Origin of the sequence: Priestia sp. SIMBA_032 (assembly GCF_046535215.1) — a bacterium.
Taxonomy (GTDB): Bacteria; Bacillota; Bacilli; order Bacillales; family Bacillaceae_H; genus Priestia; species Priestia aryabhattai.
This window is the reverse complement of the sequence record NZ_JAWRXD010000002.1, coordinates 614270-637743: the sequence shown is the minus strand read 5'-3', so window position 1 is coordinate 637743 and position 23474 is coordinate 614270. Positions and strand designations below refer to the sequence as shown.

At 41.2% G+C, this 23474-nt stretch carries 20 protein-coding genes; 1 reads left to right on the top strand and 19 read right to left on the bottom strand.

From position 1 onward, the window contains the following. Positions 1-132: 132 nt before the first annotated feature. The 5 genes from rpoZ to SB717_RS09215 form a co-directional block, all read right to left on the bottom strand. Positions 133-354 carry a DNA-directed RNA polymerase subunit omega gene (gene rpoZ / locus SB717_RS09235; protein WP_013058926.1) on the bottom strand — a complete coding sequence of 74 codons (222 nt, stop codon included), beginning with the start codon at positions 352-354 and terminating at the stop codon, positions 133-135. Positions 355-356: 2 nt separating this feature from the next. Further along, positions 357-971 carry a guanylate kinase gene (gene gmk / locus SB717_RS09230; protein ID WP_013058927.1) on the bottom strand — a complete coding sequence of 205 codons (615 nt, stop codon included), beginning with the start codon at positions 969-971 and terminating at the stop codon, positions 357-359. Positions 972-984: 13 nt separating this feature from the next. After that, a complete protein-coding gene (locus SB717_RS09225) occupies positions 985-1245 on the bottom strand; it encodes a DUF370 domain-containing protein (protein WP_013084831.1) in 261 nt (86 codons plus the stop codon). A 46-nt stretch (positions 1246-1291) separates the two neighbouring features. Continuing rightward, positions 1292-2167 (bottom strand): YicC/YloC family endoribonuclease, encoded by an 876-nt coding sequence (locus SB717_RS09220; protein WP_028411458.1) that lies wholly within the window; start codon positions 2165-2167, stop codon positions 1292-1294. Positions 2168-2320: 153 nt separating this feature from the next. Continuing rightward, positions 2321-4999, bottom strand: a complete 2679-nt coding sequence (locus SB717_RS09215) for a cation-translocating P-type ATPase (RefSeq protein ID WP_071270982.1) — start codon at positions 4997-4999, stop codon at positions 2321-2323. A 141-nt stretch (positions 5000-5140) separates the two neighbouring features. Here SB717_RS09215 and SB717_RS09210 point away from each other — a divergent pair, with 141 nt between their 5' ends. Then, complete coding sequence (locus SB717_RS09210; protein ID WP_074677331.1) at positions 5141-6853, top strand: Rqc2 family fibronectin-binding protein; 1713 nt, start codon at positions 5141-5143, stop codon at positions 6851-6853. Between the two features lie 47 nt (positions 6854-6900). On the opposite strand, the gene pyrE is transcribed toward SB717_RS09210, so the two are convergent. The 14 genes from pyrE to ileS all read right to left on the bottom strand — a co-directional run bounded on the left by pyrE (position 6901) and on the right by ileS (position 23440). After that, positions 6901-7539 carry an orotate phosphoribosyltransferase gene (pyrE, locus tag SB717_RS09205; RefSeq protein ID WP_013084835.1) on the bottom strand — a complete coding sequence of 213 codons (639 nt, stop codon included), beginning with the start codon at positions 7537-7539 and terminating at the stop codon, positions 6901-6903. Continuing rightward, positions 7536-8258 (bottom strand): orotidine-5'-phosphate decarboxylase, encoded by a 723-nt coding sequence (gene pyrF / locus SB717_RS09200; RefSeq protein ID WP_028411462.1) that lies wholly within the window; start codon positions 8256-8258, stop codon positions 7536-7538. Before pyrF ends, pyrE begins: the two co-directional genes overlap by 4 nt. Next, on the bottom strand, positions 8230-9171 hold the full coding sequence (locus tag SB717_RS09195) for a dihydroorotate dehydrogenase (RefSeq protein WP_410903601.1): 942 nt from the start codon (positions 9169-9171) through the stop codon (positions 8230-8232). The genes pyrF and SB717_RS09195 overlap by 29 nt, the downstream gene beginning before the upstream one ends. Then, complete coding sequence (locus SB717_RS09190; RefSeq protein ID WP_034265289.1) at positions 9168-9941, bottom strand: dihydroorotate dehydrogenase electron transfer subunit; 774 nt, start codon at positions 9939-9941, stop codon at positions 9168-9170. Before SB717_RS09190 ends, SB717_RS09195 begins: the two co-directional genes overlap by 4 nt. Beyond that, positions 9938-13150: a carbamoyl-phosphate synthase large subunit gene (gene carB / locus SB717_RS09185; protein WP_410903600.1), complete on the bottom strand. Its 3213-nt coding sequence runs from the start codon at positions 13148-13150 to the stop codon at positions 9938-9940. The genes SB717_RS09190 and carB overlap by 4 nt, the downstream gene beginning before the upstream one ends. Continuing rightward, on the bottom strand, positions 13150-14235 hold the full coding sequence (locus SB717_RS09180; RefSeq protein ID WP_074677339.1) for a carbamoyl phosphate synthase small subunit: 1086 nt from the start codon (positions 14233-14235) through the stop codon (positions 13150-13152). Before SB717_RS09180 ends, carB begins: the two co-directional genes overlap by 1 nt. Continuing rightward, positions 14220-15509 (bottom strand): dihydroorotase, encoded by a 1290-nt coding sequence (locus SB717_RS09175; protein ID WP_098622910.1) that lies wholly within the window; start codon positions 15507-15509, stop codon positions 14220-14222. The genes SB717_RS09180 and SB717_RS09175 overlap by 16 nt, the downstream gene beginning before the upstream one ends. Beyond that, a complete protein-coding gene (locus SB717_RS09170; protein WP_029714604.1) occupies positions 15472-16410 on the bottom strand; it encodes an aspartate carbamoyltransferase catalytic subunit in 939 nt (312 codons plus the stop codon). The genes SB717_RS09175 and SB717_RS09170 overlap by 38 nt, the downstream gene beginning before the upstream one ends. Before the next feature lie 149 nt (positions 16411-16559). Further along, entirely contained in the window at positions 16560-17867 is a 1308-nt protein-coding gene (locus tag SB717_RS09165; protein WP_029714603.1) for a uracil-xanthine permease family protein, read from the bottom strand. 156 nt (positions 17868-18023) lie between these two features. Continuing rightward, entirely contained in the window at positions 18024-18566 is a 543-nt protein-coding gene (gene pyrR / locus SB717_RS09160) for a bifunctional pyr operon transcriptional regulator/uracil phosphoribosyltransferase PyrR (protein WP_013058940.1), read from the bottom strand. A gap of 191 nt (positions 18567-18757) precedes the next feature. Then, positions 18758-19672: an RluA family pseudouridine synthase gene (locus SB717_RS09155; RefSeq protein ID WP_410903599.1), complete on the bottom strand. Its 915-nt coding sequence runs from the start codon at positions 19670-19672 to the stop codon at positions 18758-18760. Next, the gene (gene lspA, locus SB717_RS09150; protein ID WP_013084844.1) at positions 19669-20136 is read right to left on the bottom strand and encodes a signal peptidase II; all 468 of its coding nucleotides are present in this window, start codon (positions 20134-20136) and stop codon (positions 19669-19671) included. Before lspA ends, SB717_RS09155 begins: the two co-directional genes overlap by 4 nt. Before the next feature lie 80 nt (positions 20137-20216). Further along, complete coding sequence (locus tag SB717_RS09145; RefSeq protein WP_029714601.1) at positions 20217-20504, bottom strand: conjugal transfer protein TraR; 288 nt, start codon at positions 20502-20504, stop codon at positions 20217-20219. A 170-nt stretch (positions 20505-20674) separates the two neighbouring features. After that, a complete protein-coding gene (gene ileS, locus SB717_RS09140; RefSeq protein WP_410903598.1) occupies positions 20675-23440 on the bottom strand; it encodes an isoleucine--tRNA ligase in 2766 nt (921 codons plus the stop codon). Positions 23441-23474 lie beyond the last annotated feature (34 nt).

Here is a 23474-nt window from a genome sequence, read left to right as displayed (position 1 = left end):
CGGGTAACTATCTAAAGCTTTTCAATTCAATTATTATACCATTTTTGCAGTGAGACATTCACTATCCTGCTTGAATACAAACAAAAGCATCAAAAAAATAACAACCTATAAAGTAGGTTGTTATTTTTTCACTTACTGATGTTTAGAATCTTCTTCTGCTACACCTTGCTTATAGCTTAATTGTTCAGCATTAATTTCTTCTAAAGCACAGCCTACGAACTTATAAGAAACCGGCTTTTCAATCGGCGTATCATTGTGAAGCTGTAATTGACGAGCACGTTTTGCAGCTACTGTCACAAGCGTGTACTTAGAATCTAATTTTTCCATTAGGGAATCAATTGATGGATAAAGCATGTTTATTCTACCTCCAGCATTCTTTTATAGCGCGCAGAAATACGATCACGACGGCAGTGTTCAGCCGTTACGATAGCACGGATGCGAGCACAAGCATTTTCTACTTTGTCATTTTCTACAACATAATCGTAGGCGTCCATAAGTTCAATTTCTTCTTTTGCCACGCGCATACGGTTATTGATTAAGTCTTCTGTTTCAGTACCGCGGTTTACGATACGACTTTTAAGCTCTGATAAACTCGGCGGTGCCAAGAAGATGAATAAACCTTCTGGAAATGCTTCTTTCACTTGAAGAGCACCTTGCACTTCAATTTCTAGAAATACGTCTTTGCCTTCAGATAACGTTTGTTCTACATAATCAACTGGGGTACCGTAGTAGTTGCCTACGTATTCAGCCCACTCTAATAATTTCTTGTTTTCAATCATGCGCTCAAACTCTTCGCGTGGTTTGAAGAAATAGTCAACGCCGTCTACTTCACCTTCGCGGGGCTTTCTTGTTGTTGCAGAGATAGAATACTGCAATTTAATGTCTTCTTGCTCAAACAATGCTTTTCGTACCGTTCCTTTTCCAACACCTGATGGTCCGGAAAGAACAATTAATAAACCTCTTTCAATCATCGGTTCAAGTGACCTACCCTTCTAATAATTCTTCTTTGTTTATAAGTCGCTGCGACACAGTTTCTGGCTGTACAGGAGCTAAAATAACATGATCGCTATCCATAACAATAACAGATCGTGTTTTGCGTCCTTGCGTTGCATCTATTAAAGAGCCTCGATCTTTTGCATCTTGAATAATGCGTTTGATTGGAGCTGATTCAGGATGAACGACAGAGATTATACGATTAGAAGAAATAAAATTTCCAAATCCAACGTTCACTAATTTACCGCTCATAAGAAGCCTCCTGCTATACCAATATAATCTTTATCTTACACGAAGGCTATTCAATATTTTGAACTTGCTCTTTTATGCGTTCTAATTGTGCTTTCATACTAATAACATACTGAGCAATAGTACCATTGTTTGCCTTCGCACCGATTGTATTCATTTCACGATTCAGCTCTTGAACAAGAAAATCCAGCTTGCGTCCTACTGAATCAGGTGTATTTAATGCTTGAATAAATTGTGAAACATGACTTTGAATTCGCGTAAGTTCTTCGCTAATATCTGCTTTTTCAGCAAAAATAGCTACTTCAGTCAGCACTCGCTGCTCATCGAAAGTACCTTCTAAATAGTCGCTCAGCTTTCTTTTAATACGCTCGCGATATTGTTCAGCAACTTCAGGAGCAAGCTGTGTGATTTTTTCGCGAATATCTTGAATGTCCTGTAAGTATCCCATTAAATCGTGATACAGCTCTGATCCCTCTCGTTTCCGCATATCCACTAACTGATGAACAGCAGCTTCAACGGCTTCAAAGATTGCACCATGAATACTCGTCTGATCAGCTTCTTCTTCATAAGTTGTCATCACTTCAGGCATGTGTAAAATGTCTTGAATTTGAACAGATTGTGATAGCCCGTGCTTTTCTTTCACTTGCTGTAATGCATTCATGTATTCATCAAGCAGCTGCCAATCCGTCTGCAGTTTCTTTTTTGCCATTTCTTCACCTGAAATAGTAACAAATACTTCTACTCTACCACGTTTTATGTATGTTTGAACGATTTTTTTTATTTTATCTTCAATTTCAATTAATTGTCTTGGCATACGGATAACAATTTCACAAAAACGATGATTAACAGACTTCATTTCCACTGTTACTGATCGATTTTCCACTTCCGCTTTTCCGCGGCCAAAACCAGTCATACTTTTTATCATTATCATCACATCCACTATGTACATCTTACATAAAAAGTATCATAAAAGAAAGTGTTAGCAAAAAAAAGAAATCTCTCTTCTTTATTCAACCTGTAAAGGCTGCCTTCATGAGTTTTCTCATTTGGGACAGCCTGTATTAAAGTATAGCACAATTTATGAAGGTTTTCTTGTTAAAAGTGAACCAGCAAGTAAAAAAGTTGGAAGGCTTGCAAGCCCTAAAATAACGAGCCATTCCCGCGGTGCAATGGCCATTGTATGGAAAATAGGCTGCAGCGGCGGATAGTAGATAGCCACCAGCATAAGGATAATAGATGAAATAACAGCTCCTACAAGATATAAGTTCTGAAATGGATTCCGATCAAAAATTGATTTTTCACTTCGGCAGTCAAATACGTGAATAAGCTGCGCCATAACAAGCGTGGCAAATGCAATCGTCTGAGCATACTGCAGCCGATCTGGGTCATTGTCGTAGACAATCATAAACGCAGCAAGTGTAGCAGCTCCAATTAAAAATCCACGGCTGACTACTTTCCATCCTAATCCTCTTGCAAAAATACCTTCGCGCGGATGCCTCGGATGGCGCTTCATCACGTTGTCCTCTGGCTGGTCTAAGCCAAGAGCCATCGCAGGCAAACCGTCTGTTACTAAGTTTACCCATAGTATCTGAATCGGCACTAGGGGAAGCGGAAGTGCTAAAATCATCGCAAAGAGCATAACTAGAATTTCGCCTACATTTGATGCAAGCAAGTAACGGATAAACTTCCGAATATTTTCATAGATATTTCGCCCTTCTTTGATCGCTGATTTAATAGTGGCAAAATTATCATCAAGCAAAACGAGCGAAGACGCTTCTTTTGCTACGTCTGTCCCAGTGATGCCCATCGCAATGCCTATGTCTGCTGCTTTAATAGCCGGTGCGTCATTTACGCCGTCGCCCGTCATCGCTACAATGTGATCTTTTGCTTGAAGAGCTTTAACAATTTTAAGCTTATGCTCAGGTGATACCCTCGCATATACATAAACATCATCTACTACTTCTTCTAGCTCTTCCTGCGTCATTTTGGATAAATCCGTTCCTTCCAAGACTTGACCGTTTTTCGGTAAAATTCCGAGCTGTTTTGCAATCGCCTGTGCTGTAATAACATGGTCCCCTGTAATCATAACGGTTTTGATGCCTGCGTCTCGGCATTCTTTGACCGCTTGCTTGACCTCTGGTCTTGGCGGATCAATCATTCCTTGAAGCCCGAGGAAAGTCAGGTCTTTTTCTGCTTCCTTCTCTGTATGAACACTCTCATGGTCTCCTAACGGCCGATAAGCAATAGCAATGGTTCGAAGCGCTTGGCTAGCTAACTGATCAATCGCTCCTTTTACTTCATTATGAACCGTTACCGACAGCGTTTGTTGTCTGCTTTCCCACAGAACATTTTTGCTGTTTATAAGCAGCACATCCGGAGCACCTTTTGTTATAACATAGCGCTTATGAGATGCGTCTTCAATGACTACACTCATCATTTTACGCGTTGAATCAAATGGAAACTCTTCAATAATCGTAAACTGCTTTTGAATATTTTCTTTTGTCAGCCCCGCTTTCATCGCGGCAACAAGCAAAGCCGCTTCAGTAGGGTCCCCGTCGATAACATATTCTTTATCTTTTCTCGAAATGGACGTTTGATTGCAAAGCAGACCAAACACCAAAAGCTGCTGCAGCGGTTTTTCACTCCGTGTATCCACTTCTCTTTCCTCTCGGGAAAATATGCCAGTAGGTTCATACCCTGTCCCTGATACTCTCCACGTCATCCCTCCCGACCAGAGGTGAGTAACCGTCATTTTATTCTGCGTTAATGTGCCCGTTTTGTCTGAGCAAATGACTGACGCGCACCCTAGTGTCTCAACAGCAGGAAGTTTGCGAACAATGGATCTTTGCTTAATCATGCGCTGTACACCAAGTGATAGCGCTACGGTTACGATAGCAGGAAGACCTTCGGGTATGGCAGCAACAGCTAAGGACACTCCCGCTAAGAACATACTGTATAAATCATGGCCTTGCAGCACACCAATACCGACAACTAATACAGTAAGTGCAAGAGCTACAACGATTAAAATTTTGCCTAATTGCTCTAATTTCCGTTGAAGAGGAGTAATCATGGCTTCAGCATTTTGAAGTAAATCAGCAATTTGTCCCATTGCTGTTTTCATTCCAATCCCTACAACGATACCTGTTCCGCTTCCTCGCGTTACAAGGGTACCCATGAACGCCATATTGTCCTGATCTCCAAGCGGTACTTCATCTCCTGACAATGCTTTTATTTGCTTAGCAACAGGCAAAGACTCTCCCGTAAGCGCTGATTCTTCAATTTCTAGACTTTTGGCTTCCATAATCCGAACGTCAGCTCCTATACGGTCTCCGCTCGAAAACTTTACAATGTCTCCTACTACCAGCTCTTTAGACGGTAACTTAACCCATTTTCCTTCACGCATGGCTGCTACTTGAGGAGCAGAAAGCTCTTTTAATGCATGAAGAGATTTCTCTGCTTTTCTTTCTTGGAAGAACCCTAGAAATCCATTAATTACCACAATGGCAATAATAGCAATCGCATCGATGTATTCTCCTAAAAGCCCTGAAATAAGCGTAGCAGCTAGTAAAACCAGTACCATAAAATCTTTAAACTGCTCTAGAAACACAAGAATGCCTGGTTTTTTCTCTCCTTCAGTCAATTCATTAAACCCTTGTTGCTGCTGACGTGCTTTTACTTCTTTGTGTGTAAGACCGTGCTGCCTGTCCGTTTTTGTTACTTCTACTATTGCTTTTTCACCTAATTCATACCATTTCATTGCATCTTTTCACACCCTTTTATTTGTAAATGCACCTATTAGATTGTTACAATCTTATATCGTATGCTTATTCAGACTCGTCCTAAAAAATGCTATACTTTTCTATAGGACAATTTTCAATTACTTAAGGATGTGAGCACTATGTCATTTGATGGTATTTTTACATATGGCATTTTACAAGAATTATCTGAGACCTTGGTTTCAGGACGAATTTCAAAAATATATCAGCCGTTTCCAAACGAGTTGATTTTACAAGTACGCGCTAAAGGTGAAAACCGCAAACTTTTAATCTCAGCTCACCCTAACTATTCACGCGTTCATTTTACAAATGAGCCCTATGAAAATCCATCTGAGCCTCCTATGTTTTGTATGCTTCTTCGCAAACATTTAGAAGGAAGCATTATTGAACAAGTGTATCAGCTTGGGTTAGACCGCATTTTAGTCATTGAAACAAAAGGACGAAATGAAATCGGCGACGTGACGTACAAGCAGCTTATTATTGAAATCATGGGAAGACATAGTAATGTTGTACTGGTAGATAAAGAAAAACAAACGATTATCGACAGTATTAAGCATGTTCCAATGGCCTTGAACAGGCACCGTACGCTTCTACCCGGAGCTCCTTACGTACTGCCTCCTAGCCAAGATAAGCTTCATCCATTTGAAGCCGATGAAGAAACGGTGGTTAAAAAAATCGATTTTAATAGCGGAAAGTTAGCCAGTCAGCTAGTGCAGACCTTCTCAGGGCTTTCTCCTTTAATTGCAAATGAAGTGGTGTTTCGCTCTGGCTTAGCGAATCGTTCTACCCTTCCAAAATCATTTGTCGAAACCATGACGCTGATCAAAGAAGGTCAGTTTACACCGACTCTGACAACCGTTAATCAAAAAGACTATTTTTATTTACTCGAATTAACGCATTTAGAGGGCACGAAAAAAACGTATGCAACCATCAGCGAGCTTCTTGACCGCTATTACTACGGGAAAGCAGAGCGAGATCGTGTAAAGCAGCAAGCGCATGATTTAGTACAGTTTATTTCCACTGAGAAAAAGAAAAATGAGAAAAAAATAAAGAAACTTGAGCAAACGCTGCAAAATGCAGAAAAAGCATCTGATTATCAGCTAGCCGGTGAACTCCTTACGGCAAATTTACACCTTGTCAAAAAAGGAGATGCGAAAGTGGATGTTATTAATTATTATGATGAAAATAGCGGTACACTTACGATTTCATTAGATCCGCAAAAATCACCGTCTCAAAATGCTCAAAGCTATTTTACAAAGTATCAAAAAGCGAAAAATTCCGTTTCGATTGTAATCGAACAAATTGAAAAAGCAAACGAAGAAGTACAGTATTTTGAATCGCTTATTCAGCAAATGGATACCGCTTCTCACAAAGACATTGCAGAGATTCGCGAAGAGCTTGTGGAAGAAGGATATTTGCGCAACCGTCAGCAAAAACAAGCAAAAAAACAAAAGAACACAACTCCTTCACTTGAACAATACGTTTCAAGCGACGGCACGACGATTTTAGTTGGAAAAAACAATAAGCAAAATGAGTATTTAACAAATCGCCTTGCTGCTCGTGATGACGTTTGGTTTCATACGAAAGATATACCGGGTTCTCACGTTGTTATCCGTAGCCAAGAGCCCTCAGAAGAAACAATTTTAGAAGCGGCTCACCTTGCTGCTTACTTTAGTAAAGCCAAGAATTCAAGTTCGGTACCAGTGGACTATACAAAAATTCGCCACGTAAAAAAACCAAGCGGTGCTAAACCTGGTTTTGTAACGTACGATAATCAGCAAACGGTGTACGTAACGCCTAGCGAAGAACTTGTACTGAAGCTGCGTCAGTCATAATAAAAACCCCCTTTCTATGTAAAATATAGAAAGGGGGGTTTTTTAGTTTAATTCATCCATGAAGGATCTGAAGGATTTTCACGCCATTTAAATAGCTTGTCCATCGCTTCTTCTTCAATGTATCCCGCTTCGTTTGCCGCCTCTACTAGCGTAGAGTAGTCTGTTAAAGAATAAACTTGAAGTTCTTTTTCTTTAAACAGCTGACGCGCTTTTTCCAGCTCATATGTAAAGATAGAAACAACTCCCAGTACTTCACAACCCTGCGCTTTTAATGCGTCGACTGCGGTAAACACACTTCCGCCAGTTGAAATCAAATCTTCAATCACAACTACTTTTTGACCTTTTGTTACTTTTCCTTCAATTTGGTTTCCTTGACCATGTTCTTTTGCTTTGCTTCGCACATAGCACATTGGAAGCTCTAGCGCTTCACTTACCCATGCTGCATGAGGAATGCCAGCTGTAGCTGTACCAGCAATTACTTCTGCATTGGCAAAATACGTTTTAATTAAATGCTGAAGACCTTTTGCAATTTCTTTTCGCACTTTTGGGTAGCTAAGCGTTAGACGGTTGTCACAATAAATAGGTGACTTAATTCCAGAGGCCCACGTAAACGGATCGTTCGGTTGAAGGCTTACTGCCTCAATATCAATTAATTGTTTTGCAATTTCTTTTCGTAGTTTTGTCATCGCGTAATACGCTCCCCTTTCCACTGCTGTAACATCTCATAATATGCTTTAAGCGGGTCTTTTGCTTTAGTAATAGAACGTCCAACCACAATGGCACTTGAGCCATATTCTCTCGCTAGCTGAGGCGTTGCTACGCGGACTTGGTCATCTACTGAATCTGCGCCCATACGAATACCCGGCGTTACGGTCAAAAAGTCCTCTCCTGCTGCTTTTCGAATCGAAGGCACTTCATGAGTAGAACATACAACGCCGTCTAGTCCGCTTTTTTTAGCAAGCGCTGCATAATGCGTAACCACTTCTTGCATCGAGTGGGTAATGAGCTGCTGCTCTTTTAGCATTTCATCCGATGTACTCGTTAGCTGAGTAACCGCAATACAATCCGGACGCTTTTTGCCAGCAGCGGTTCCTAAGTCAAGTCCTTCAACGGCTGCTTGCATCATATTCGTTCCGCCGGCTGCGTGAACGTTAACCAAATCCACTTCAAGAGAAGCCAAAGACTTCATTCCTTGCTTTACCGTATTTGGAATATCATGAAGCTTTAAGTCTAAGAAAATCTGGTGGTTTTGCTCTTTTAATGCAGAAATAATGGATAGCCCTTCTTTATAAAACAGTTCCATGCCTACTTTCACAAATAATGATTCTTGTTGAAAAGGCATTAAAAACTGCTGTACATCGTTAATTGATGAAAAATCAAGAGCAATGATTAACGGTTGCTTCACGCTTTTTCCAGCTCCTTCCGATACATTCTGAAACATGCTCGTACCCTAATGATGCTAATAGCCTTGGCAGTTCGTCAATGATGGTTGGGCATACATACGGATCAACAAAGTTTGCTGTACCAACCGCTACTGCACTTGCACCTGCATATAAGAATTCAAGTACATCTTCAGCAGTCGTCACTCCGCCCATACCGATAATTGGAATGTTTACTTTTTGGCTCACTTCATACACCATTCGAATCGCTACCGGTTTAATTGAAGGTCCTGACAGTCCGCCTGTGCCGTTCGCTAAAACTGGCTGCGCTGTTTTCAAATCCAGACGCATCCCGAGAAGCGTATTGATCATCGTTAAGCCATCCGCGCCAGCTTCTTCAACAGCCATTGCCATGTCTACAATATTGGATACGTTTGGTGATAGTTTAACATAAACTGGAACATTTGAAACATCTTTTACTGCTTTTGTTAAACGAGCAGCGATGACAGGATCTACGCCAAACGCAATTCCGCCTTCCTTTACGTTAGGACATGAAATATTCAATTCAAGTGCTTTCACATTTGATACGGTTGAAATTTCTTTTGCCACGTGCACATATTCTTCAATTGAAGCACCGGCTACGTTCGCGATAATCGGCACATCATATTGCTGAAGCCAAACGAGCTCTTCATTCATTACTTTTTCTAGCCCAGGATTTTGTAATCCAATCGCATTTAACATTCCTGCAGATGTTTCCGCTACGCGAGGAGTTGGATTGCCAAAACGAGTTTCAGCAGTAGTTGCTTTGATCATAATGGCGCCAAGTGCATCAAGTGAATAAAATTGAGCATACTCACGCCCAAATCCAAAGCAGCCGGATGCTGGCATAATTGGATTTTTCAAATCTAACCCTGGTAATGTCGTTTTTAGCATACTCATAGAAGCACCTCCCCTGCTTGAAAGACGGGACCGTCGCTGCAGATTTTTTTATACGCCGTAGAATCTTCACTTTCCCTGCATACACATGCAAAGCAAGCGCCGATTCCACAGCCCATTCTTTCTTCTAAAGAAATGTAAAGCGGCTTGTTTGTATAATTATTTTCTAGTGCTTTTAACATCGGAGTTGGACCGCATGAAAACATAACGTCATATGAAAATTGATGCTCGTCAATCACCGTTGTGACAAAACCTTTTGTTCCGTAAGAGCCGTCTACCGTTGCAATATATGTTTCTCCTAAAGCTAAAAACTCTCGTTCATAAAATACGTCTGCTTTTGATTGAAAACCTAGGACGTGAATAACCTGCACGCCTTTTTCACGAAGTCTTTTTGAAAGCTCATAGAGCGGAGGCACTCCAATGCCTCCCCCTACTAATAAAGCCGTTTGACCCGACTCTATCGCATCTAATGGAAAACCGTGGCCAAGGGGACCTAACACGTCAATCGACTGGCCGGCTTGTTTTTCAGCGAGCAGCGATGTTCCCGCCCCTTCTGCACGGTAAATCATCGTAAACTGTTCGTGCGTTTGGTCAATTTCTGCAATACTGATTGGTCTGCGAAGCAGTGGCAAATAGTCGTTGTTGACGCGGATATGCACAAACTGCCCCGGCTCATTCATGAAACGAACAAGCTCGCCTTGAAGGGTTAATTCATATACATTGTGTGTTAACGGTCGCTGACTGACGACTTGCATCATTTCATGTTTGATCATACGGTTGTCACCTCTTTGGTTGGACGAACTTTTTTCATTGGCGTTGTATGGAAGCTGATCGTTTCAAGCACTCGTAAAATCGCTTCTGCTGTATCAAGTGATGTTAAGCAAGGTACGCCATTTTCAACTGCTTCACGGCGAATTTTAAATCCGTCACGCGCAGGCTGTTTTCCTTTTGTTAGCGTGTTGATGACCAGCTGCGCTTCACCTTTTCGTATCACATCTAAAAGATTGTGATCTTCATGATGAATTTTATTTACTATTTTTACGCGAATGTCTTCTTTTGTAAACGTTGAAGCTGTTCCTTCCGTTGCAATCACTTGGTAGCCAATATTAGCAAAGCGCTTTGCTAACGCTGTTGCCTCTTCTTTATCTTTATCCGCTACTGTCATAAGTACTGAACCGTACGGCTTAATGGACATACCTGACGCAATTAGTCCTTTATATAATGCTTTTTCGTACGTTGAATCTTGCCCCATTACTTCTCCAGTAGATTTCATTTCAGGTCCAAGCGTAATATCTACGCGGCGCAGCTTTGCAAATGAGAAGACCGGCACTTTTACGTAGACGCCTTCTTCTTCAGGGTGCATGCCTGATTCATAGCCCAGATCTTTTAAACTAGTTCCTAAAATTACTTTTGTTGCCACATTCGCCATCGGAATACGCGTAATTTTACTTAAGAACGGCACCGTACGGCTTGAACGAGGATTTACTTCAAGAACAAACACTTCTCCTTTTGATAAGACGAACTGAATGTTAAGCAGTCCAATAATGTTTAAGCCTTTTGCAATTCGTGTTGTGTAATCAATGATTGTATCTTTTACGTCCTGTGACAGAGTTTGCGGCGGATATACAGCGATGGAGTCGCCTGAGTGGACACCCGCGCGCTCTACATGCTCCATGATCCCTGGAATAACCACTGTTTCACCGTCTGAAATGGCATCGACTTCAATTTCTTTTCCCGTTAAGTAGCGGTCGATTAATACAGGATGATCAGCGTGTACTTTCACCGCGTGTTTCATATAGTGAAGCAGCTCTTCTTCTTTATACACAATTTCCATCGCGCGTCCGCCCAGTACGTATGAAGGACGTACAAGCACCGGATAACCAATTTCTTTTGCGACAACCACTGCGTCTTCAACTGAAGTAACCGTCTTTCCAAGCGGTTGAGGTACTTCTAAACGCGCTAGCGTCGCTTCGAATTTTTTACGGTCTTCCGCTGCATCTAAGCTTTCAAGCGACGTACCTAAGATCTTGACCCCTCTTGCTTCTAGCTCATCCGCTAAGTTGATTGCTGTTTGACCACCGAACTGTACAACCACACCTTCTGGTTTTTCTAAATCGATGATATGCATCACATCTTCAATCGTCAGCGGCTCGAAGTATAATTTATCTGAAATACTGAAGTCAGTTGATACTGTTTCTGGATTGTTATTGACAATAATCGCTTCGTATCCAGCTTCTTTAATCGCCCACACCGAGTGAACCGTTGCATAGTCAAACTCAATTCCTTGCCCGATGCGGATCGGACCTGATCCTAACACCACAACGCTTTTACGATCTGTAACAATCGATTCATTTTCATCTTCAAATGTACCGTAGAAATATGGTGTTGTAGATTCAAATTCTGCTGCACATGTATCTACCGTTTTGTATACTGGCATCACGCCATTTTGTTTGCGGAAGTCATATACTTCACGCTCTGTTTGATTCCATAGCTTAGCAATCGTGCAGTCTGCAAATCCCATTTCTTTTGCTTCCTGTAAAACTTCTACGTTATGAATCTCTTCTTTTAACACATTTTCAAAAGCAATCACTTTTTCAAGTTTTACGAGGAAGAAAAGATCGATTTTGCTCCACTCGTGAATTTGCTGAATTGTTACGCCGCGGCGAATGGCTTCTGCGATGTAGAATAATCGCTCATCGCCAGCCTTGCGAATACGTTTTTCAATAATGGCATCATCAAATTCATGCGCATCTTTCAGCTCTAAGTGATGAACGTTTGACTCAAGTGAGCGTACGGCTTTTAAAATTGACTCTTCGAACGTGCGGCCAATTGCCATTACTTCCCCTGTTGCCTTCATCTGTGTACCTAGTTTACGGTTAGCTGATTCAAATTTATCAAACGGCCAGCGTGGAATTTTAGATACGATGTAATCTAGTGCTGGTTCGAAACATGCGTATGTCTTCCCAGTTACCGGGTTCATCATTTCATCTAATGTTAAGCCTATCGCAATTTTTGCTGCTAATTTTGCAATTGGATACCCTGTTGCTTTTGATGCTAAAGCCGATGAGCGGCTTACACGAGGGTTTACTTCAATTACGTAATATTGGAAGCTTTCTGGATCTAGTGCTAGCTGAACGTTACATCCGCCTTCGATTTTAAGCGCTCGGATAATTGTTAGTGACGCATTTCTAAGCAGCTGATACTCACGGTCGCTTAGCGTTTGGCTTGGTGCTACAACAATTGAATCTCCCGTATGAATACCGACCGGGTCGAAGTTTTCCATATTACATACTACGATCGCATTATCGTTTGCATCGCGCATTACTTCATATTCAATTTCTTTAAAGCCTGCAATGCTTTTCTCAAGTAAGCACTGTGTTACAGGACTGTGTTTTAATCCACTTGTTACAATTTCAATCAGCTCTTGCTCGTTGTCACAAATTCCGCCTCCCGTACCGCCAAGCGTATAAGCAGGACGCACAATTACCGGATAGTTTACTTGTTCAACAAACGCATATGCTTCGTCTAGCGAATGAATGATTTCACTTGCTGGGACAGGCTGATTTAGTTCATTCATTAATGAACGGAACTGCTCACGGTCTTCAGCTTGTTCAATCGCCGATAATTTTGTCCCGAGAATTTCTACATTAAATTCTTCTAAAATGCCTGTTTCATGTAATTCTACCGCTAAGTTCAGTCCCGTTTGACCGCCAAGCGTTGGAAGTAGTGCATCCGGGCGTTCTTTACGAATAATTGAGCTTACAAATTCAACCGTTAGAGGTTCAATATATACTTTGTCTGCCATTTCTGAATCTGTCATGATTGTTGCAGGATTGGAGTTTACAAGAATAACTTTGTATCCTTCTTCTTTTAAAGCAATACATGCTTGCGCTCCTGCATAGTCAAACTCTGCCGCCTGTCCGATGACGATTGGTCCTGATCCGATTACGAGAATTGTGTTAATATCTTGACGTTTTGGCATTAGCAATTACCTACTTTCTGATTGTTTTTCATAAGATCCATAAATTCGTTGAACAATCCGTTTGCATCTTCAGGTCCCGGTGATGCTTCAGGGTGATACTGAACCGTAAATGCCGGATATTCTCTATGCTTTACTCCTTCAACTGTTCCATCGTTAAGCGCAACGTGCGTCACTTCTAATGGCGTGTTGACAAGAGATGGCTCACACACTGTATAGCCGTGGTTTTGAGATGTAAGAGCTACTTTATTAGTTTTTAGATCCTTTACAGGATGGTTGGATCCACGATGACCAAATTTCATTTTTTCTGTATCTGCTCCGCATGCTAGGGCAAACAGCTGATGTCCTAAACAAATTCCGAAAAGCGGAACCTTCCCTAAAACCCCTTGAATCATCTCGATTGCTTCAGGTACGTCTTTTGGGTCTCCAGGTCCGTTGCTTAACATGATGCCATCTGGATTTAATTGAAGAATTTCTTGCGCAGTTACGTTATAAGGAACCACAATCACGTCGCATTGACGAGCTGTTAATTCACGTAAAATCCCGTGTTTCATTCCAAAGTCAACGAGTACCACTTTTTTACCTCTGCCTGGGCTTGGGTACGGCTTCACCGTTGATACTTTTTTAACTGAATCAGTCGGAAGTTCATGATTTTGAAGCTGTGCTACCACTTCTTCTACATTGACTTCCATGCTGCACACGCGTCCGCGAAGCGCACCGTGCTGACGAATTTTTCGCGTTAATTTTCGCGTGTCGATTCCAGCTAATCCTGGAATATCTTTTTGTTTTAAAAATTCATCTACTGATAGTTCGCTTCTGAAGTTTGAAGGAGCATCACAAATTTCTTTTACAATCAAACCGTGTACAGCTGGTTCAATCGACTCAAAGTCATCGCGGTTAATACCGTAGTTTCCGATTAAAGGATATGTTAATGTCACAATTTGTGCACAGTATGATGGATCAGATAGAATTTCTTGATATCCTGTCATTCCCGTATTGAAAACAACTTCTCCTGTCATTTCTTTGTCGCTGCCGAATCCTTTTCCGATAAATACTGTTCCATCTTCTAAAATTAGTTGACGTTGCATGCTTTAACATCCTCCCATACTCGTTTACCTTCTACTAATGTCATTACCGGCCAACCTTTGCATACCCAGTTAGCAAACGGCGTGTTTTTACCTTTGGATACAAATTCTTCTGGATTAATTGCTTTTTCTGTTTCAAGATCAATGATAGTTAAATCCGCTGTTTTCCCCACTTCAATCGTGCCATAAGGAAGATTGAATGTTTCAGCCGGCTTGTTTGTTAAATACGATACTAGCTGCTCTAGCGTCATTACTTCTTTTAATACCAAGTTTGTATAAAGAAGCGGGAAAGCTGTTTCAAGTCCCACAATCCCAAAAGGCGCAAGCTCCATGCCTTCTGCCTTTTCGTCCGCTGTGTGCGGTGCGTGATCAGTGGCGATAAAATCAAGCGTTCCGTCTAATAAAGCTTCAATTAATGCCTGTTGATCATCTTTTCCTCGAAGGGGCGGATTCATTTTGAAATTCGAATCAAGTCCCGGGATATCTTCTTCATTTAGTAACAGATGATGAGGCGTTACTTCTGCGGTTACGCGAATGCCTGCTTTTTTCGCATCACGAATGGCGCGAATGGATTCTTTTGTACTTACGTGACACACATGGTAGTGACAGTTTGCTGCTTCAGCAAGCAGGACATCTCGTGCAATTTGAACGGCTTCGCAGATAGAAGGGATACCGTTTAGTCCATGTTCTTTTGCGAATTTTCCGTCGTGTACGCAGCCTTTGTTAATTAAATCATTATCTTCACAGTGGGCAACGATTGCTTTGTTTAATGAAGCGGCTTTTTTCATCGCTTCTAGCATCATTCCTGTCGACTGAACCCCTACTCCATCATCTGTAAAAGCAAATGCTCCCGCTTCTTTTAAGCCTTCAAAGTCCGTTAATTCTTTTCCTAATTGACGAGTAGTAATCGATGCGTATGGCAATACGCGCACATGCGCTGTTTCTTCAATGCGCTTGTTTACCCACTCCATTTGTTCAACAGTATCAGGAACTGGACGCGTGTTGGGCATTGCAGCAATTGCTGTAAAACCGCCCTTTGCCGCTGCTAAAGTACCCGTTTCAATCGTTTCTTTCTTTTCTCCCCCTGGCTCACGCAAGTGAACGTGGACATCGATTAAACCCGGTGATAAGAAGTTCCCACCTGCATCAATGACCTCTTCATTCTGTACGTCAATGTGTGAAGCTATTTCAGCAATTACACCATTTTCAATTTTCAGTTCGACTTTTTCAATTTTCCCTTTATTTAACCATGTAGCATTTTTGATAATTGTTGTCATTATTAAGTCCCCTTTCAATTGGTTGTAGCGCTCTTGCTAATACTGCCATGCGAATGTACACGCCATTTTGCATTTGTTTAAAAATTCTTGAGCGTTCACATTCAACGAGCTCATCTGCAATTTCGACTCCTCTGTTTACAGGAGCTGGATGAAGGATAATGCTATGTGATTTCATTCTCCGCTCTCGTTCAACGGTTAATCCGAAGCGGCTGTGGTAGTTCTGTGCAAGTTCTGAAGTGTTCTCTTCATGCCTTTCAAATTGAATACGCAGCAGCATCACAACATCGACCGTTTCGATTGCTTCATCGATATCAAGATATGTACCGTGTCTATTTTCTTCATCTTTCCATTCTTCAGGTCCCGCAAAATATACGGTCGCCCCTAGTTTTGTCAGCATTTCAGCATTCGATCTCGCTACGCGGCTATGTCGCAAATCTCCGACTATTGCGACTTTTAATCCTTTAAACGAGCCGAACTCTTGGCGAATTGTCAGTAGATCAAGCAGACACTGAGTTGGATGCTGACCGCATCCGTCTCCTGCATTAATGATGGGAATCGATACTTTTTCCTGCAGTGCTTCATAATAACGATCTTGCGGGTGGCGAATAACAACTGACTGAACGCCGATTGAAGCTAATGTTTCAATCGTGTCATAAAGCGTTTCTCCTTTTTGTACGCTTGAAGTTGTTACTTCAAACGGAATTGTTGTTAATCCTAGCTGCTGTTCTGCCATTTCAAAGCTGCATCGAGTACGCGTGCTCGCTTCAAAAAATAAGTTGGCAACAAACATTTTCTCTTCCGGTTTCCATCCTTGTTTATTCGTTCGATAGTTTTCAGCGCTGTCTAAAATCTCTAGAATTTCATTTGTTTCTAGTGTTGAGACTGTCACTAAATGTTTCATATCGATTCCCTCCATTTTTGCTTTCCTCGCATTTCTTTATAAAAAAACACCCTTTCTAACTTAGAAAGGGTGTAAGAAAACAAGCTTCGTCTATAACGCGCTTTTCACACACCCTTAGAAACCTCTCTGGATTTCAATTAAAAGGCGTTCTATGAAATTTTTCGTGCTGACATTTGTTGAACGTTTTCTGCTTCTTTTATCTTCTCTTTCGGCAGAACTAGATTCAGCAGAACTCCCATGATAGCAGACAGTGCCATGCTATCAATCTTTACATGTTCTGAGATATCTAAGTGTGCTCCTCCGATTCCTAACACTAAGATAATCGAAGCAATCATTAAGTTTCGTTTTGATCCAAGGTCTACCTTTGCATCCACCATCATGCGCAAGCCTGATGAAGCAATGATTCCGAATAAGAGAATTGAAATCCCGCCCATGACCGGCGTTGGTATACTTGAAATAAGAGCGTTGATTTTGCCGACAAACCCGAACAAAATCGCGAAGACTGCTGCGCCTGCTATTACAAATACGCTAAGCACCTTTGTGATGGCTAACACTCCGATGTTCTCACCGTATGTTGTATTGGGAGGTCCGCCGATCAGCGCAGCAAGCATAGTGGCTACTCCGTCTCCTAAAATCGATCTGTGCAGCCCTGGTTTTTCAATATAGTTTCGATCCACAATCTTATTTAAGACAAGAATGTGTCCGATATGTTCTGAGAGTGTTACGACTGCTACAGGTACCATGATAAGCACAATCCCTAATGAAATGGACGGCGTGTATGTGACGAACGGCACGTAGAAGTGAGGTATTTCAATCCACTCTGCTTTCACTACCTTTGAAAAGTCTACCAATCCTTGTGTATAAGCGAAGATGTATCCGCCGATAATTCCCATCAGTACCGGAATTAGACTGATAATGTTTTTAAAGAAGATTGAGCAAGCAACTGTTATCGCTAGCGTCACAAGCGCAACCATCAGGTAAGTTAAGCTGTAATTTCCTTTTGCATCATTCATAGCCATGCCTACTGCTGTATTAGCTAGTCCTAAGCCTATAACCATAATAACTGGTCCTACTACAACCGGAGGAAGCAGCTTCATAATCCAATTAATTCCTGTTCCTTTTATAATCAAAGCAACGATTCCATACACAAGTCCGGCTAAGAAACAGCCAACCATCGTTTCTTCAGGTCCAAACGAAGCTTTTGCGAAAATGATTGGCGTGATGAACGCGAACGATGAACCAAGGTAAGAAGGAATTTGACCTCTTGTAATGAGCAGGAAAGCAAGCGTTCCTACCCCGCTTGAAATCAAAGCAATGGCCGGGCTGAATCCCACTAGGAACGGCACTAGCACCGTCGACCCAAACATTGCAAACAAATGCTGCAGACTCAATGTTAACCAATTTACTGCTTTTGGTTTATCATGTATATCAAGTACAAAATCTCGTTGTTGACTCATATGTTTTTCCTCCTATCACTATTAAAAAACCTCTTTACGCAGAGGCAAAGAGGTTTTCAGCATACAAGGAAGACGCTATACCGCAGTATAGTTTTCCTTGTATAGTGACCCCCCTTTTGCAGCCTCACGGGACTACTATTTAAAAGGGTATATAATTTATTTTTCGTAAATAGACACGTGGTCTTTTTCGTCTACTTCCATCAAATGCACCGCAATTTTTTCACTTTTAGCTGTCGGTACGTTTTTACCAACATAGTCTGCTCGAATCGGCAGCTCGCGGTGACCTCTATCCACTAAAACAGCTAGCTGAATGAGTTCAGGTCGGCCGATATCAATCAGTGCATCAAGTGCTGCTCGAACCGTACGGCCCGTATATAACACATCGTCTACTAAGATGACGTTCTTATTTGCAATATCTGTCGGAATATCTGATCCTTTTACGAGAGGCTCATCATTGCTTGTCACTTTCGATAAATCATCTCGGTAAAGCGTGATGTCTAGTTCTCCGACTGGCAATGTGTTTCCTTCAATTTGTGCAATTCGTTCTGCTAAACGTTTTGCGATATAAATACCTCGCGTTTTAATCCCCACTAGCACACAATTTTCGATTCCTTTATTCTTTTCAATAATCTCATGTGCAATTCGAGTTAAAGCGCGGCGGATAGCCTGTTCGTCAAGTACGGTAGCTTTTACGTTCACTGTTTTTCACCTCAAGTTGTTGACATAAAAAAATCCTCTTGCTTTGAGGCAAGAGGATTTGGTTTTAGACATATTTCTTCAAAAAGGCTATAAGCATGCCTTTTCTGCACCGTTTCCTTCTCAGCCTCTCTGGACTGTTCTTAAAGGTTCTTATTAAGTTAATACAAGTATGCCATCACTTATGGCAGTTGTCAACTTCTTTTTTCAATAAGCTCTAGCATCTCATTAAACTCTCTTGGAGCCGGTGCTTCAAATTCCATATATTCATTTGTACGAGGGTGAATAAAGCCTAATACACCTGCATGAAGCGCTTGTCCGTCAATCGGAAGCGTTTTTTTCGGTCCGTACTTCGGATCTCCAGCAAGCGGAAAGCCAATATACTTCATATGAACGCGAATTTGGTGTGTTCGCCCCGTTTCTAGCTTACATTCGACTAGTGAAAAATCTTTAAAACGCTGCAATACAGTAAAGTGCGTCACTGCATCACGACTGTTTTCATCAGTCACCGTCATGCTTTGACGATCTTGCTTATCTCTGCCGATTGGCGCATCAATTGTACCGTGATCGTGCGCAATTACTCCGTGAACGATAGCTTTATAACGACGCGTCACTGTTTTAGCTACAAGCTGACTAACTAGTGATTCATGAGCTAAATCATTTTTTGCAACCATAAGTAAACCTGACGTATCTTTATCAATTCTATGAACGATACCAGGGCGCATAACGCCGTTAATACCGGATAAATCTTTACAGTGAGCCATTAGGCCGTTTACAAGCGTGCCGCTATGATGACCTGGAGCTGGATGTACAACCATGCCGCGAGGTTTATTTACGACAAGCACATCTTGATCTTCATAATAAATATCTAAATCCATTTCTTCCGCTACCACATCAAGCTCTTCTAGTTCCGGCACTTCAATGATAATAGCGTCTCCTGCTTTACATTTATAGTTTCCTTTAACGGTTTTCTCGTTCACTTTTGCATGACCTTCTTTGATCCACTGCTGCACTTGTGAACGTGACCATTCTGCATTTACAGTCGAAAGTACTTTATCAATACGTTCTCCCGCTTGTTCTTCATTTATAACTGTTTCAATTACATTCATTCTTTGTGCTCCTTCTTCATTTTCCCTTCAAACAGCGTCATAATAAACATGATGATTACTCCGACGACAAGTGCCGAATCAGCTACGTTAAAAATCGGAAAATCATACGTAAAGATGTATGTATTTACGAAATCAACTACTTCTTTACGGACCACTCGATCAATAAAGTTTCCAATGGCGCCGCCTAACATTAATGCTAGCGCAATACCGAACCATTTATCTTGTTTTTTGAGCTTTTGAATATAAATTATTAAACCGACTACCACAACCACCGTAATGAGATAAAAGAACCACATCTGTCCTTGTAAAATCCCCCACGCGGCTCCTCTGTTACGATGAGAGGTAATGTAAAGAAAGTTTTCAATTACGGTGATGCTTTGCCCATAATACATTTCTTTTACAATCATCCATTTTGTTACCTGATCAATAAGTATAACAGCTAAAGCGATAAGATAATAAAACACAAACGTTTTCCTCCCGCAATAAAATCAAACGAATCCATACTAAAGCATTTTAGCACATAATTCATTTTTTTTCTCGCTTCTCACCATAAAACAAATAAATCTTCATTTGTGCGGGCCGTGGGCATTACTTTTAATTTATGAATAGACATCTCTTCGCCAGTTAGTTCATCAATTCCAAATGCACCAACGTCAAGCTTTGCTAACGCGTGTTCTACATCTTTTAAATCCGCTTTAATCATCTCTATTACGTAACGTTCCTTTTCATCTATATAACCAGATTGTTCTGTAGCATATCTCACTAGGCGATCTTGTAATTCTTCTTTGATAAGAGCTAATTCCTGTCCAATGGAAAGATAATTTTCATACATGCAAACGCCTCCTGTGCTGATAAGATGAAGTATTAATGATGTTAGGTTTACCGAGTTTTCCATCGAATCTACAACACAAGTTTTTCCTAAGGCTTTAAATGCTTTATACCATTGTATTTGGGAATTTCGTACAGCAAAAAACACGCCCAAAAAGGACGTGCTTTTGTTAATTACTGCTGAACGTAGTGATTTTTTACAACATCTGCACAGCGTGTACATAAAGTTGGGTGATCTTGGTCTTCGCCAACTGTTGGTGATACTACCCAGCAGCGCTCACACTTCTCACCTTCTGCTTTACTTACAACAATTGAAGCATAGCTGAATTTTTGTGCTTCAGCAGGCGCTTCACCTTCTGCTACCTCAAGATCTGAAACGATGAAGAGTTGACCTACATTTTCAGAAATAGATGCTAACAGCTCTTTCGTATCTGGTGTTGGATACAGCGTTAATTTTGCTTCTAAAGACTTACCGATTACTTTTTCATTACGAGCTTGTTCTAGCGCTTTTAAGACTTCATCGCGAAGCTGCATGAACGCATCCCATTTCTCTACTAATTGATCTGCTCCTTCAATATCTTGAACCTCTGGCATATCAACTAGCTGCGCGCTTTCTTCCGTTACATTTGGAATGTGAACCCATACTTCGTCTGCTGTATGAGAAAGAATTGGAGACACTAATTTCGTTAACGACAATAACGTTTCATAAAGAACCGTTTGAATGCTGCGACGCTCTACATTATTTTCTGCTTCAATGTACAATACATCTTTTGCAAAGTCTAAGTAGAATGAACTCATATCAATTGTACAGAAATTATGCACTGCGTGATAAATGCTTGAGAATTCGTATGAATCATAAGATTTCTTCACTTTATCAATTAATTTGTTCAGTTTCACAAGCATGTAGCGGTCTACTTCACGAAGGTCTTCAACAGCTACAGCGTCAGTTGTTGGATCAAAGTCCGCTAGGTTTCCTAGTAAGAAACGGAACGTGTTGCGGATTTTACGGTATACTTCTGCTACTTGTTTTAAAATGTTATCAGATACACGAACATCGGCTTGGTAATCTACAGAAGCTACCCATAGACGTAAAATATCTGCACCTAGTTGTTTCATTACTTTTTCTGGAATTACAACATTTCCTAATGACTTACTCATTTTGCGACCTTCACCGTCTAAAGCAAATCCGTGGCTAAGTACGCCTTTATAAGGTGCTTCACCTGTTACAGCTACACTTGTAGAAAGACTTGAATTAAACCAGCCGCGGTATTGGTCAGAACCTTCTAAATACAAATCAGCCGGACGCTGTAAGTCTTCACGCTCTTCAAGAACAGCTTGATGTGAAGAACCAGAGTCAAACCATACGTCCATGATGTCTGTTTCTTTTGTGAAACGGCCATTTGGGCTTCCTTCATGAGTAAAGCCTTCTGGAAGCAAGTCTTTTGCTTCACGCTCAAACCATACGTTTGATCCATGTTCTCTGAATAGATTTGATACGTGTTCAATTGTCTCGTCCGTAATGATTGGCTCATCATTTTCAGCATAAAATACTGGAATCGGAACGCCCCATGCACGTTGACGGGAAATACACCAGTCTCCGCGGTCACGTACCATGTTATAAAGTCTCGTTTCACCCCAAGTAGGCACCCATTCTGTTTTTTCTACTGCTTTTAATAAATCTTCACGGAAATCTTTAATAGACGCAAACCACTGTGCTGTTGCACGGAAAATTGTTGGTTTCTTTGTACGCCAGTCATGTGGATATGAGTGGGTAATGAAACTTAATTTTAACAGCGCGCCTTCTTCTTCTAGTTTGTCTGTAATCGGCTTATTCGCTTTATCATAGAATAATCCTTCAAATCCTGGTGCTTCATTCGTCATATGACCCTTACTATCAACTGGACAAAGAACTTCCAAACCGTATTTTTGACCAACGATAAAGTCGTCTTCCCCGTGTCCCGGTGCTGTATGAACACAGCCAGTACCAGCATCAGTTGTTACGTGATCGCCAAGAACAACTAAAGAATCACGCTTGTAGATTGGATGTTCAGCTACCACGCGTTCAAGTTCTGAACCTTTTACTGTACGAAGTGTCTTATAGTCAGCCCATTCAATTTCTTTAGCAACAGTTTCAATAAGTTCAGTTGCTACTACATATTTTGCTCCATCTGCTTCAACTACGCTGTACTGAAGCTCAGGATTGACAGCAATTCCTTGGTTAGCTGGCATTGTCCACGGTGTTGTCGTCCAAATGATGAATTTTTCATCTTGTTCAAGCACACCTTTACCATCTTTCACATTAAATGCTACGTAAATAGAAGCTGAACGCTTGTCATAGTATTCAATTTCCGCTTCTGCTAAAGCAGATTCACTTGAAGGGGACCAGTACACAGGTTTTAATCCTTTGTAGATATAGCCTTTTTTCGCCATATCGCCAAATACTTTGATTTGCTGCGCTTCGTACTGTGGCTGAAGCGTTACATATGGATTATCCCAATCTCCGCGTACACCTAAACGCTTGAACTGTTCGCGCTGGCCGTTTACTTGTTCCCAAGCATACTGTTCGCAAAGCTTACGGAACTCAGCTACCGTCATTTCTTTGCGGTTTACTTTTTTATTTTTTGTTAAAGCTGTTTCAATTGGCAAGCCGTGTGTATCCCAGCCTGGTACATAAGGTGCGCAGAAGCCTGACATCGACTTATAGCGAACGATAAAATCTTTTAAAATTTTATTTAAGGCATGTCCCATGTGAATATCGCCATTCGCATATGGAGGTCCATCATGCAGGACGAATAGCGGACGGCCTTCCGTACGTTTTTGTACTTTTTCATAAATGTTCATTTCAGCCCACTGTTCTTGCATTTTAGGCTCGCGGTTCGGTAAATTTCCACGCATTGGAAATTCAGTTTTTGGCATCAATAATGTATCTTTATATTCCATGTTTTACCCTCCAAAAAAAACGTAAATTTCATAT

What these genes read in the sequence shown, in the direction of transcription:
- rpoZ (WP_013058926.1), bottom strand. Translation starts at nt 354, where the DNA reads ATGCTTTATCCATCAATTGATTCCCTAATGGAAAAATTAGATTCTAAG.
- gmk (WP_013058927.1), bottom strand. Translation starts at nt 971, where the DNA reads ATGATTGAAAGAGGTTTATTAATTGTTCTTTCCGGACCATCAGGTGTT.
- SB717_RS09225 (WP_013084831.1), bottom strand. Translation starts at nt 1,245, where the DNA reads ATGAGCGGTAAATTAGTGAACGTTGGATTTGGAAATTTTATTTCTTCT.
- SB717_RS09220 (WP_028411458.1), bottom strand. Translation starts at nt 2,167, where the DNA reads ATGATAAAAAGTATGACTGGTTTTGGCCGCGGAAAAGCGGAAGTGGAA.
- SB717_RS09215 (WP_071270982.1), bottom strand. Translation starts at nt 4,999, where the DNA reads ATGAAATGGTATGAATTAGGTGAAAAAGCAATAGTAGAAGTAACAAAA.
- SB717_RS09210 (WP_074677331.1), top strand. Translation starts at nt 5,141, where the DNA reads ATGTCATTTGATGGTATTTTTACATATGGCATTTTACAAGAATTATCT.
- pyrE (WP_013084835.1), bottom strand. Translation starts at nt 7,539, where the DNA reads ATGACAAAACTACGAAAAGAAATTGCAAAACAATTAATTGATATTGAG.
- SB717_RS09195 (WP_410903601.1), bottom strand. Translation starts at nt 9,171, where the DNA reads ATGAGTATGCTAAAAACGACATTACCAGGGTTAGATTTGAAAAATCCA.
- SB717_RS09190 (WP_034265289.1), bottom strand. Translation starts at nt 9,941, where the DNA reads ATGATCAAACATGAAATGATGCAAGTCGTCAGTCAGCGACCGTTAACA.
- carB (WP_410903600.1), bottom strand. Translation starts at nt 13,150, where the DNA reads ATGCCAAAACGTCAAGATATTAACACAATTCTCGTAATCGGATCAGGA.
- SB717_RS09180 (WP_074677339.1), bottom strand. Translation starts at nt 14,235, where the DNA reads ATGCAACGTCAACTAATTTTAGAAGATGGAACAGTATTTATCGGAAAA.
- SB717_RS09175 (WP_098622910.1), bottom strand. Translation starts at nt 15,509, where the DNA reads ATGACAACAATTATCAAAAATGCTACATGGTTAAATAAAGGGAAAATT.
- SB717_RS09170 (WP_029714604.1), bottom strand. Translation starts at nt 16,410, where the DNA reads ATGAAACATTTAGTGACAGTCTCAACACTAGAAACAAATGAAATTCTA.
- SB717_RS09165 (WP_029714603.1), bottom strand. Translation starts at nt 17,867, where the DNA reads ATGAGTCAACAACGAGATTTTGTACTTGATATACATGATAAACCAAAA.
- SB717_RS09155 (WP_410903599.1), bottom strand. Translation starts at nt 19,672, where the DNA reads ATGAATGTAATTGAAACAGTTATAAATGAAGAACAAGCGGGAGAACGT.
- SB717_RS09145 (WP_029714601.1), bottom strand. Translation starts at nt 20,504, where the DNA reads ATGTATGAAAATTATCTTTCCATTGGACAGGAATTAGCTCTTATCAAA.
- ileS (WP_410903598.1), bottom strand. Translation starts at nt 23,440, where the DNA reads ATGGAATATAAAGATACATTATTGATGCCAAAAACTGAATTTCCAATG.